Source organism: Stenotrophomonas sp. RS-48, assembly GCF_030053245.1.
GTDB lineage: Bacteria > Pseudomonadota > Gammaproteobacteria > Xanthomonadales > Xanthomonadaceae > Stenotrophomonas > Stenotrophomonas maltophilia_P.
In genome coordinates, this window is sequence record NZ_JASGBV010000060.1 from 1 (window position 1) to 12369 (window position 12369).

At 67.7% G+C, this 12369-nt stretch carries 7 protein-coding genes; 4 read left to right on the top strand and 3 right to left on the bottom strand.

Annotated elements, in window-relative coordinates; genetic code table 11:
- From QMZ25_RS11910 to QMZ25_RS11920, 3 genes are all read right to left on the bottom strand, one after another.
- Window positions 1–3813: YhdP family protein (locus QMZ25_RS11910; RefSeq protein ID WP_283219686.1), on the bottom strand; the 3813-nt coding region annotated here is incomplete at its 3' end.
- Window positions 3814–3843: 30 nt separating this feature from the next.
- Window positions 3844–5331 (bottom strand): ribonuclease G, encoded by a 1488-nt coding sequence (gene rng / locus QMZ25_RS11915; RefSeq protein ID WP_053516779.1) that lies wholly within the window; start codon window positions 5329–5331, stop codon window positions 3844–3846.
- Window positions 5324–5932: a Maf family nucleotide pyrophosphatase gene (locus QMZ25_RS11920; RefSeq protein WP_065174871.1), complete on the bottom strand. Its 609-nt coding sequence runs from the start codon at window positions 5930–5932 to the stop codon at window positions 5324–5326. Before QMZ25_RS11920 ends, rng begins: the two co-directional genes overlap by 8 nt.
- A gap of 129 nt (window positions 5933–6061) precedes the next feature.
- On the opposite strand from QMZ25_RS11920, the gene QMZ25_RS11925 reads away from it, so the two are divergent.
- The 4 genes from QMZ25_RS11925 (at window position 6062) to QMZ25_RS11940 (ending at window position 12258) form a co-directional block, all read left to right on the top strand.
- The gene (locus QMZ25_RS11925) at window positions 6062–6796 is read left to right on the top strand and encodes an SIMPL domain-containing protein (protein WP_053516775.1); all 735 of its coding nucleotides are present in this window, start codon (window positions 6062–6064) and stop codon (window positions 6794–6796) included.
- 254 nt (window positions 6797–7050) lie between these two features.
- Window positions 7051–7701 carry an energy transducer TonB gene (locus tag QMZ25_RS11930; RefSeq protein WP_053516772.1) on the top strand — a complete coding sequence of 217 codons (651 nt, stop codon included), beginning with the start codon at window positions 7051–7053 and terminating at the stop codon, window positions 7699–7701.
- A 195-nt stretch (window positions 7702–7896) separates the two neighbouring features.
- The gene (locus tag QMZ25_RS11935; RefSeq protein WP_065174869.1) at window positions 7897–10704 is read left to right on the top strand and encodes a TonB-dependent receptor; all 2808 of its coding nucleotides are present in this window, start codon (window positions 7897–7899) and stop codon (window positions 10702–10704) included.
- Between the two features lie 129 nt (window positions 10705–10833).
- A complete protein-coding gene (locus QMZ25_RS11940) occupies window positions 10834–12258 on the top strand; it encodes a basic amino acid/polyamine antiporter (protein WP_065174868.1) in 1425 nt (474 codons plus the stop codon).
- Window positions 12259–12369: the final 111 nt, after the last annotated feature.

A 12369-nucleotide genomic window follows, 5' to 3' on the forward strand; every position in this document is an offset into this window, starting at 1 on the left:
CGGCGCAGGTGCGGGAGCCGGCGGGGTCCGTTCGCGGCTGCGTTCGATCACCTCCACCTTCGGCTCCTTCCAGGGACCGGTCACCTTGTAGGTACGGGCGCCGATCTCACCCAGCGGCTTGGACAGCACCGCATTGGTCGCCGCCCCCAGCGCCGCCCCGACCGGGCCACCGGCCACTGCGCCGACCACGGTCAGCAGATTGCCGGCACGCGGATTGACGTCGATGGTCTGGTCGAACTGCTGCTGGCGCAGGTCGGCTTGGCCGCGGATGGTGATGTTCGCCGCAGGCCCTTCGATCAGCACCTTGTCGGTGCGGGCCACGCCCTGGCCGAACTGCAGGCTGCCCTCGATCTGATTGAACGCGAAGCCCTTGGAGAAGAAATCACGGAAGTCGAACATCAGCCGCCGCGGCAGCTGGGCCACGCTGAGCAGACCCAGCACGCGACCGGCACCGGGGTCCAGTTCCAGCAGCTGACCGTTGCGCGCATGGATATCCAGCTGGCCCTGCAGATTGCCCAGCTGGAAGTCCGACGGCCCGCCATTCCACGACGCCTGCAGCTGCGCCTGGCCGGCGCCGCCACGCAGCTGGCCACCGTAGTCGAGATTCTGCATCAGCGCGCCGAGATCCTCGCTGCGCACCTGCGCGTTCAGCTCGGTGCGGGCGCCGCTGCTGCTGCCCAGCCAGCGGCCGGTGATATCGATCTCCTGGTCGGGCGCGCGGAAGCGCAGGGTCTGCACCTCCAGGCCGTTGCCTCGCGGGCGGGTGCGCAGCACGGCCTGGCCGAGCGCCACCTTGCCGAACTTCAGGTCGGCGATGTCCAGCGCGAACGACGGCAGTTTGGCCGGATCCATGTCGTTGGCGCCGGCCTGCACCCGGGCCGGTGCCGCTGGCGCACCGGACGCGGCCGGCGGTGACTGCCAGTACACCCGGTCGAGCTGGCCGCTGATGGTGCCGCCCTCGGCATTGGGCACGCTCAGGCGGCCAGCCAGCGAAGGGCCGTCCAGGCGCACATCCAGCGCCTGCGCGCCCGGGCGCAGTTGCAGGCGGGTCTGCTCGAACACCCCTCCGATCAGCATCAAGCGGCCGACCTGCACGTCGATCGCCCGCAACGGCATCGGATCGCCGTCGCCGTCTCCGCCGCGGGCCAGGCCGATCCACTCCAACGCGTCCAGGGTCGGGCTGTGACCGTTGACCGCCAGCCCGCTGGAAGGCGGCTCGCGGTCGACCTGGCCGCTGCCCAGGGTCACCTGCACGCCGGTCTGATTGTTATGGCTGCGCGCGGCCAGGGCCAGGCGCTGGCCAAACGCCACGTCGATGCGGCCATCCCCCATCGGCAGCTGCGCAGTCACGGTGGTGGCCAGTGGCTCGTCGGCGGGCTTGTCCAGCGGGGCGGGAAGATCCAGGCGCGTGCCTGCCAGATCCGAGCGCAGGCGCAGTTCGCTGGGAGGAGCAGGCGCACCTTGCGCGACCTTCGGCAGGTTGACAGCGATGGTCCAGGGCGAGGTACCGGTGACGTAGGGCTTGAGCCAGGCCATTTCCGGCGCGCGGTCAATCAGCACGCCTGCATCAAGGCGCGCCGAAAGCTCCGACTCGAAGGCCAGCTTCGGGTCACGCACGAACCCACCCGCGCGCAGGCTCAGTTGGCCGTCCTGGCCCAGATGGCGCACCGCCAGTTGCTCGGCGGCAAAACCACCGTTGCCGTAGCGGGCCAACCCACGCATGTTGTCGAATTCCAGCGCGAAGCGCTTCTCCACCAGCTTCACGCCGGCCAGATCGACCGTGCCCTGCAGGTGACCTCCCCCTTCGTCGGCATGCAGCGGCTGCAGCAGGTCGAAGGTCACCTGCGCCGGCCCGGTGGCGGTCAGGTTGTCCAGCGTCTCGCCGTATTCCTGGTGCAACGGGCTCTGCCGCAGCAGCGCCAGCAGCTTTCCGGCTTCGCTGCGGGTATCGGCACGCACGTACAGCGGCTGCTGGCCGAAATCCTTGATGCCGGCCTCGAAGTGCTGCACCGGCACGCCTGCCAGGTCACCGCGCCCCTGCATGTGGAAGCCAGGACCGATGAAGGCAATGTCGGCGTCAACCTGGCTCATCAGCGGCCAGTCGCGCTGGAAGCGGATGTCGCCGCGGGTGATATGGCCGGTGGCCTCGAACCGCCCGTCGTTGTTGTCGAAGGGCCAGTCGTCGAGGTCACCGGTGACCAGGCCGATACCATCACGCACCTGGCCGCCGGCCAGCGCCATGTCCAGCCAGTCGGTGGCTCCCTTGCTCATCCTGGAATGGATCCAGAAGCGCTTGGCGGCCGTCATCGGTACATCGTCCAGCTTGGCCGCCAGCTGCAGCCACGGACGCGTGCCATTGCCCTGGAACCAGACACCACCGCGCAGATCGGCTGCGTAATCCGTGCCTTCCACACGCAGGGCGGCCGTGCCGATGCGCCAGCCGCCGCCTTCGTCGCGCCACCCCACCACCTGGCCTGCCAGGTGCAGGTCATGGCGCACGCCGAAGCCGGTCGGCCAATCGAACTGAAGCTCGCGCTGCGGCTGCAGCTGCAGGCGGAAGCCATCGGCGTCGCCTTCGAAATGGCCGCCCAGCCCACGCAAGCCAGGTGCGTCACCGACGCTGGCAAAACCCAGCGACTGCAGCTCGCCCTGGGCCCACAGCGGACCGTTGCGCGTGCCGGCCAGCTGCAGTTCCCGCAGATCCAGCTGCGGCTTTGACAGGAACAGCCAGCGCCGCAGGCCAGGGTCCAGGCGGTCACTCAGCGCCAGCGCACGCAGCGCGGTGCCGGCCTGCACCGCCCCGCTGCGGATGCCCAGTTGCGTGCCGACCTGCAGTTGCAGTCCATCAAGCTGCTGCGCGCCGGTGTCGTCCACCAGCCGCAGGCGCGGTACCTGCATCGCCCATCCGTCCGCCTGCCGCTGCCAGCGCAGCAGCGCCTGCATGCGCTGCAACTGCAGCCGCGGCACTGCCAGCCCCGGCATCGGTGCGCCGTCGATGCGCAGATCCCGCAGATCCGAATCGGTGGTCAGCGCCACGGGGACGAAATCGCGCAGGGTCAGCCACACATTGAGTTCGCCGCGTCCTTCACGCAGGCGCACGCCCCCGGCCGCCAGCAACGGCGACCAAGCGCGGAAATCGATGGGATCGGCGCCCAGCCATGCCTCGCCGTCGCCACGCACACGGTCCACATCCAGCACGGCGGTCAGCGGAAGTGCGTCGGTCTGGGCCCAGGCCCGCACGCCTACCCGCAGGCGGTCGCCGTTGACGCGCAGGCGCAGATCGACGCGCGGCAATACGGTGTCGATGCCGAGTGCCGGGGCCTGCACGCCCAGCCGGCCGCCGATCACCTGCAGCTCGCCCAGCCGGCGCAGCGCCTCCAGCGGGTCACCACCGCTGCTGGGCTGCGGCAGGCCACGCACCGACCAGCGACCGTCCTCGCTCTGCTGCAGATCCAGGGCCAGGCCGCGCAGACGCAGCTCGGTCAACGAACGGCCCGGCAGCAGGCCGCTGTACATCGACACCAGGATTTCAGCCTCGCCGACCGCCAGGCCCTGCCCGGCGCCGATGCGCAGGCCCTTCAGCTGCAGCAGCGGGCCACGACGGGTCCACGCCGTGTCCAGCTGGTCGAAACGGACCGGCTGGCCTGCGCGCTCGCTCAACCAGGCGGCGATCCTGTCGGGGTGTCGCTCGGCCAGCGGCAGCAGCTGGCTGAAGGTGCCCACCAGCAGCGCCAGCCCGACCAGGGCCACCGCACAGGCAGCAATGAGATGACGGCGGATCCTTCGCAGTCGCAGGCGCGGCGGCGCGCTCATCGGCCGCCGCCGACCTTCGGCCGGCGTGGATCAGAGCAGCACAACATCGAACTGCTCCTGCAGGTACTGCTCATCCGCCTGGAAGCGGATGCTCTTGCCGAGGAACTCTTCCAGCTCGGCCACCGCCGCGGATTCCTCATCGGTGATGCGCGCCACCACCTTGGTCGACGCGATCACCAGCAGGCGCGCGGCATCGAACTGGCGCACCGCGCGGGTGATCTCGCGGAAGATCTCGTAGGTGACCGTTTCGGTGGTCTTGATGGTGCCGCGACCGCTGCACTGCGGGCAGGTCTCCGACAGCTGGCGCTCCAGGCTTTCGACCGTGCGCTTGCGGGTCATCTCCACCAGGCCCAGCGGCGAGAAGTCGTAGACCGTGGTCTTGGCATGGTCCCGCGCCAGCGCCTTTTCCAGGGTCCGCAGCACCTGGCGGCGGTGCTCGGCATCGTCCATGTCGATGAAGTCGATGATGATGATGCCGCCGAGATTGCGCAGGCGCAGCTGCCTGGCCACGGCCTGCGCCGCCTCCAGGTTGGTGCGGAACACCGTCTCCTCCAGGTTGCGCTGGCCCAGGAACGACCCGGTGTTGACGTCGATGGTGGTCATCGCTTCGGTCTGGTCGATCACCAGGTAGCCACCGGACTTCAGCGGCACCTGCTTGTCCAGCGCGCGGCCGATCTCGTCCTCCACGCCGAACATGTCGAAGATCGGGCGATCGCCGGAGTACAGCTCCAGCTTCTCGGCCAGCACCGGCATATACTTGGCCACGAAAGCCTGCAGCTGCGCGAACGTTTCCTTGGAATCGACCTTCACCTTGTCCACATCCTTGCGGATCAGGTCGCGCACCGAACGCAGCGGCAGGCTCAGGTCTTCATAGATCACGCTGCAGGGGGTGGCGTCGCGGCCGCGGCGCTCCACCACGTTCCAGACCCGCGACAGATAGGCGATGTCTTCGGCGATGGCTTCGGCCGGCTGCCCTTCGGCGTTGGTGCGCACGATGTAGCCGTAGCCGCCGTGCTGTGCCGACAACTCGGTCACCAGCGCCTTCAGGCGCGCGCGCTCGGCCTCATCCTCGATGCGCGCGGACACGCCCACCACTTTCGATTGCGGCAGCAGCACCATGTAGCGCGACGGGATGCTGATCTGCGTGGTCAGCCGCGCGCCCTTGGTACCGATGGGATCCTTCACCACCTGCACCACGATGTCCTGGCCGTCGCGCAGCAGCTCGACGATCGGCACGCTGGCCGGTGGTGGTAGCGTGGTGTTCTCGGTGTCGGCACTGGCCACCGGCGCTGGCCGCACCACGTCGTTGGCATGGAGGAACGCAGCGCGCTCAAGGCCGACCTCGACGAAGGCGGCCTGCATGCCCGGCATCACCCGCTGCACCTTGCCCTTGTAGATGTTGCCGACCACACCCCGGCGCCAGCCGCGCTCGATGTGCAGTTCCTGCAGCATGCCATTCTCGATCACCGCGACCCGGGTCTCGCGTGGGGTCACATTGACCAGGATTTCCTCAGACATCTGCAGCCTCCCTGGCGGCGTTGGCAATGGGAGCCGGCACGCCGCAGCGCGCCAGCAGACGATCGGTGTGCAGCAGCGGCAGCCCCATCACACCGGAGTAGCTGCCGGACAGGTGTTCGATCCAGCGCTCGGCCCCACCCTGGATGGCGTAGGCCCCGGCCTTGTCCAGCGGCTCACCGGTGGCCACATAGGCGGCGATGTCGGCGGCGCCGATCGCAGCGAACGTGACCTCGGACACCACCAGTTCGCTGTCCAGCCCGGCCGCGCCGACCACCACCACGGCCGTCATCACCTGGTGCGTGCGTCCGGCCAGGCGCGTCAGCATTGCCCGGGCATCGGCGGCATCGACCGGCTTGCCGAACACCTCGCCATCAAGCACGACCTCGGTATCCGAGCCCAGCACCCGTGCGTCCGGGTCATCGGCCAGCACCCGGGCCAACCCGGCGCGCGCCTTGTCGGCCGCAACCCGGCAGACGTACTGTTCGGCGCTTTCACTGGGCGCGCGCTGCTCGACAACCTCCAGGTCAAGCGCCTGGAAGGGGCGTCCGAGTCGGGCCAGCAGCTGGTTGCGTCGGGGGGAGCGGGAAGCAAGATAGAGCATCGGCACAGCATAACCTGAGGCCGCCGCCTGAATCGTCGGCAACCTGCTCCCGCGTGCCTTCAACCCCGAACGGACTCACAGCGCGTTCATCGCTACGACACCACCCTCACGCCACAACAAGGAGATCCCATGCGCCTGACCGCCTCCCCGCTGCTGCTTGCCCTGTCCCTCGCCCTTGGAGCCTCGATGTCCGCCCATGCCGCCCCGCCGCCGCCGATCGCCGCCCCGGCCGAGGGCACCCTACTGAACATTTCGGCCAACGCCGAAGCGACCCGTGTGCCGGATGTGGCCACCCTGTCGGCCGGCGTGGTCACCCAGGCCGCCGACGGCAACAGCGCCATGCGCCAGAATGCGCAGCAGATGGACAAGGTGCTGGCCGCGATCAAGGCGGCCGGCATCGCCGAGCGCGATGTGCAGACCAGCGGCGTCAGCCTCAACCCGCAGTACCGCTATGCCGACAACGAAGCGCCGAAGATCACCGGCTACCAGGCCAGCAACACCGTCAGCCTGAAGGTCCGCGACATCGCCAAGCTGGGCCGGGTGCTCGATGCGCTGGCCGCCCAGGGCGCCAACCAGATCAACGGCCCCAGCTTCGAGATCGACCAGCCGGAGCCGGTCTATGACGAAGCCCGCTTGGCCGCGCTGAAGAAGGCACAGGCGCGCGCCCAGACCTATGCCAAGTCGCTGGGCCTGCAGGTGCGCCGCATCGTCAGCATCTCTGAAAACAGCAACGGCGGCTTCCGCCCGGTGCCGATGATGCGGGCACAGATGGCCTCGGCCGCCATGGACAAGGCCACGCCGGTCGCGCCGGGCGAATCCACCGTTTCGGTCAACCTGGACGTGGTGTTCGAGCTGGGTCGCTGACGACCCGGCACGGCGGGGGCACTGTCCGCCGGACAGCGCCCTGCCCTGATCTGCTGCCCACGGGGCCGGATGCCTTTCCAGCGGAAAGGTCTCCGGCCCCGTTGCGTAGATGAAGGCCAGTTCAACATCGCCTGACATGCCTCTAGGCAATGGCGGCCACGACGCGCTAATGCTTGGCTGCCAGCCGCGTGCGGCAAACCCCGATGGCGGCCCTGGTGCGTTGACGTCTTTCGACACTGGCACGGAGATGGACCATGGTTCGTACGTATCCCGTTGCATCCGCGCACTTCGACCCCGCCCGCATCGCCGCCTGGAGCGCGGCCATCGCACTGCATCTGCTGGCGTTGCTGCTGCTGCTCATCCCCGCCACCTACCAGGCGGTACAGGCCCCGCGTGACACGACCACGGTCCGCTGGATCGAAAAGGTCGAGACACCGGAACCTCCGCCGATCCTGCCCACCGAACCCGAACAGGTGAAGGTCGCCCCCCGCTCCCAGGCGGTGCCGACCGCACCGGCGCTGCCAGCCCCCACCGCAACGGTCGAAGACGCGCCGGGCATCGTCCTGCCGGCCGCCGAACCGACCGCCGTGATGGCGCCGCCGACGCTCGCGGCAGCTACGCCGCTGGCGGGAGCCCAGCTGCAGTACCGCAGTGCGCCGCCCCCGGCCTATCCCATCCCCGCGCTGCGCAACCGCGAACAGGGCACGGTCCTGCTGCGCGTGGAAGTGGACAGCAACGGCCAGCCTGTTGCGGTCAGCATCGAACGCAGCAGCGGTTCGCGCAGCCTGGACCAGGCCGCACGCCAACAGGTGCTGCGCCACTGGCGGTTTGAGCCCGCCCAGCATGACGGCGTGGCGGTGCCTGCCATCGGCATGGTGCCGGTGCAGTTCTCGCTGCCCGACTGACCGCTGCACCGGCCCGGCCTCAGGCCGGGCCGGAATCCGCGACCGGGTTTGCGAATCCGCACACCGCCCGTCCGCGCGCTGCCGATTAAGCAAAATTTCACGACTCCGTCACCTGCCGGAAACCTAGATTGGCCCGTCCCGGACCTGATCCGGCGACAGCCCTCAACGCAAGGTTTTCCAGTTAGGAGAGAAGCTGTGAAACACCCGATCCATCGGCCCGCCAGCCGCCGTGACACCCTGGCATCGTCCATCACTCACATCCTTACCGGCAGCACCCTGCTGCTGGCCGGCGCCGTGGTTTCCTCCTCCGCCTTCGCCCAGGAGCAGGCCACCAATCTCGACCGCATCACGGTCACCGGCTCGAACATCCCGCGCACCAATACCGAGACACCGTCCCCGGTGCAGGTGGTGACCCGCCAGGAGATCGACCGCACCGGCAAGACCACGGTCGCCGAATACCTGCAGACCCTGACCGCCGACGGTTCCGGCTCGATTCCCAAGACCTTCGGCAACGGCTTTGCCGGCGGCGGCGCCGGCATCTCCCTGCGTGGCCTCGGCGCCGGCTCGACGCTGGTGCTGTTGAATGGCCGCCGCATGGCCACCTACGGCCTGGCTGACGATGGCCAGAAGGTCTTCACCGATCTGAGCACCATTCCGCTGGATGCGGTGGAGCGCGTGGAAGTTCTGAAGGACGGCGCATCGGCGATCTATGGCTCCGACGCCATCGCCGGCGTGGTCAACATCATCCTGCGCAGCGATTTCCAGGGCGCGATCCTGCGCGGTTCCTACGGCGTCTCCGGCGACGGCGACGGCGATGCCAAGAAGGCGACGCTGACCGCAGGCACCGGCGACCTGGCCACCGATGGCTGGAACGCATTCTTCAGCCTGGACGTCGGCAAGACCGACGCGATCAAGATCGGCGATCGCAAGAACCGCAAGTGGATCGGCACCGGTGACATCCGTCGCTGGGGGTATTCCGCCGCCGACGCGCAGTTCCTGGGCGGTGCCTACCTGTCCGGTGGTACTGCCGGTGGCGTTGGCCCGAACGGCTCGGTGTTCGACGACCGCAATGTCGACGACGACAATCCCGCGTTCCTGGTGGCGCTGCCGGGCTGTGCCAATCTGACCAGCATTCCCGGCCAGACCGATGCGACCGCACAGCAGCAGGGCTGCCTGTGGGATCCGGCGCAGAAGTTCCGTGACCTGAGCCCGGAAGAGAAGTACATCAACGTGTTCGGACGTGCCAGCTTCGCCTTCGGCGAAGGCGGCGAGATCTACACCGAGATCGGCTACTCGAAGAAGGAAACCACCTTCAGCAACACGCCCTCGGGCGTGTCCGGCGGCTGGGGCTACCCGGAAGGACCGGTCAACGCCAACAGCGGTTCCGGTGCCACCGTGCTCGGCCCGGATCATCCGGACAACCCGATTCCCGGCCAGGCCTCGCGCCTGCGCTATTCGGCCTGGGACGTTGGTCCGCGCGTGACCAACAACACCAACGAGTTCAACCGCTTCCTGGTGGGCGTCAAGGGCAACTGGGGCGACTGGAACTATGACACCGCCTACCTGCACTCGGGCACCGACCTGATCAACCGTCGTACCGGCTTCCTGCACTACGACAACGTCCGCTGTGCACTGGCCAACCCGAACTGTGCCGGTGGCGTATGGCGCATCGGCGACAACGCCAACCTCAACTCGCAGGCGCTGTACGATTTCATCTCGCCGGAGATCAGTGCACGCGCCAAGTCCAGCCTGGACATGTTCGACTTCACCGTGTCGCGCAGCCTGATGGACCTCAAGGGTGGCCCGCTCGGCCTGGCGATGGGCACCGAGTGGCGCAAGACCAGCAACAGCCTGACCCCGCAGACGTTCACCGACACCGGCGACATCATCGGCCTGGGCTACTCGGCCTATGACGGTACCCAGAACGTGTACGCCGGATACGTCGAACTGTCCGCGCCGGTGCTGGAACAGCTGGAGCTGTCCGGTGCACTGCGCTACGACAAGTACGAGAGCGGTGAAGGCAAGGCGACGCCGAAGCTGGGCGTGAAGTGGACCCCGGCCGACTGGATCGCGCTGCGCGCCAGCTACGCCGAAGGTTTCCGCGCGCCGAACCCGGCCGAGAACGGCGACGGTGGCCTGGCCGCCTTCTCCAACGCCCGCGACCCGGTGCGCTGCGCCATCAGTGAAGCCGAATGCACCGCACGCTCGGTGGCGATCATCACCCGCCCCAACAGCGACCTGAAGCCGGAGGAATCCAAGAGCTATTCGGTGGGTATCGTGCTGCAGCCGACCTCCTCCACCTCGATGACGGTGGATGCGTGGCAGATCAAGCGCACCAACGAAATCGCCCAGGGCAGCACCGCCGACGCCATTGCCGCCGGCAACGTCCTGCGCGACACCAACCTGCTCAACGGCATTGCCGGCACCGGCAGCATCCTGGCGGTCAACACGCAGTACATCAACGCCGCTTCCACCCGCGTGCGCGGTATCGACACCGATATCCGCCAGACCTTCGATATCGGTCCGGGCCAGCTGGAAATGGATCTGCAGTGGAGCCATGTGCTGAAGTTCGAGCGCACCGATGCCGATGTGACGGTCGACTACGCCGGCACCCACGGCAACTGCGACGTCACCAACTGCATCGGCACGCCGAAGGACCGCATCAACTTCGGCACCACCTGGAGGCAGGGCCCGTGGAGTGTCAGCGGCGTCGCCAACTACATCAGCAAGCTGGAGAACAAGGACCGCCGTGGCGGCGACTACCTGGCGTTCTACGAGGATGGCTCGCCGGTCGAGAAGATCTCCTCGTTCACCACCTTCGACCTGTCCGGTCGTTGGAACATCACCGAAGCCTTTGAACTGAACGCATCGGTGCAGAACGTGTTTGATCGCATCGCACCGCTCGATCCGACCACCTATGGCGGCGTGAACTACAACCCGCTGCACTTCAGCGGAGCCATCGGCCGCTACTTCACGGTCGGTGCCAAGTACACCTTCAACTGATCGTCGCTGCAGCATCACCTTCGGAGGCCCGGGCACATGCCCGGGCCTCCGTCGTTGCAGATGTTGCATGCGGCTTCACGGCACTGCCGCTACTGTGCCCCTGCGGCCGCGCTGCCGCAGGGGAGATTCATGGCTGCGACCTCACAACGGCTGGGCCTGGCTGCACTGACCGCTCTGGTGGTCGGCTCGATGGTCGGCGCCGGCATCTTTTCCCTGCCACAGAACGTGGCGCGCAGCGCCGGTCCGGCCGCCGCGATCATCGGCTGGGCGGTGAGTGGCGCCGGCATGCTGATGCTCGCCTTCGTGTTCCAGGCCCTGGCCAACCGCCGGCCGGACCTCGATACCGGCATCTACGCGTATGCGCGGGAAGGCTTCGGCAACTACATCGGCTTCTCCGCGGCATGGGGCTACTGGGTTGCCTCGGTACTCGGCAACGCCAGCTTCTTCGTGCTGATCTTCAGTGGCCTCGGCCACTTCATGCCGGTGTTCGGTGAAGGCAATACGCCGGCAGCGGTGGCCGCCTCGTCGCTGTTGCTATGGACCGTGCACCTGCTGGTGCTGCGCGGCCTGCGCACTGCCGCCATCGTCAACGGCCTGGTCACGGTGGCCAAGCTGCTGCCCATTGCGTTGTTCCTCATCCTGGCCGCCGGCGCGTTCCGCATGGACGTGTTCGGCGCCGATTTCCTGGGTACCCCCGCACTTGGCGATCTCGGCCAGCAGCTGCGCGGCATGATGCTGGTGACCGTATGGGTGTTCATCGGCATCGAAGGCGCCAGCATCTATTCCCGGCGCGCTGCGCGTCGTGCCGATGTAGGGCGCGCGACCGTGATCGGCTTTCTCGGCGTATGGCTGCTGCTGGTCCTGGTGAGCCTGTTGTCGATGGGCGTGCTGTCGCAGGCCGAGCTGGCCGCCCTGCCCAATCCATCGATGGCCTACGTGCTGCGCGCCATCGTCGGCGAATGGGGCGCGACCGTGATCATCATCGGTTCGATCATCTCGGTGCTTGGCGCCCTGCTGGCCTGGGTACTGCTGTGCGCCGAGGTGCTGTATGCGGCTGCCGGCGACGGCACCATGCCCGCGTTCCTTGGCCGCGAGAATGCGCGCGGCGTGCCGGCCAATGCGCTCTGGCTGAGCAACGGCCTGATCCAGTTGTTCCTGCTGCTGGTGCTGGTGAATTCCGGCAGCTATACCGGCCTGGTACTGCTGGCTGCATCGATGAGCCTGGTGCCCTATTTCCTGTCCACGGCATTCGGCGTGCAGCTGGCCTGGCGTGGCCAGGCCTATGCGGGCGGCGAAGCAGGAATCCGCTGGCGCGACTTCAGCGTCGCGCTGCTGGCGAGCGCGTACGCGCTGTGGCTTGTGTATGCCGGTGGCCTGCACAACCTGCTGCTGTCGGTGCTGTTGTATGTGCCGGGCGTGGCGCTGTTCGCGCTGACCCGTCGCCAGCGCGGCGAACAGGTGTTCACGCCTTGGGAGTGGGTGCTGTTCGGCGCCATCCTGGCCGTTGCGATCGCCACACTGGTGGCGTTCTGGCGAGGAGCGCTGACTCTGTAGAGCAAAAAAAACCTGCATCTCGCGATGCAGGTTTCTGAAAGTGGCGCCCGAAGTTGGACTCGAACCAACGACCCCCTGATTAACAGTCAAGTGCTCTAACCGGCTGAGCTA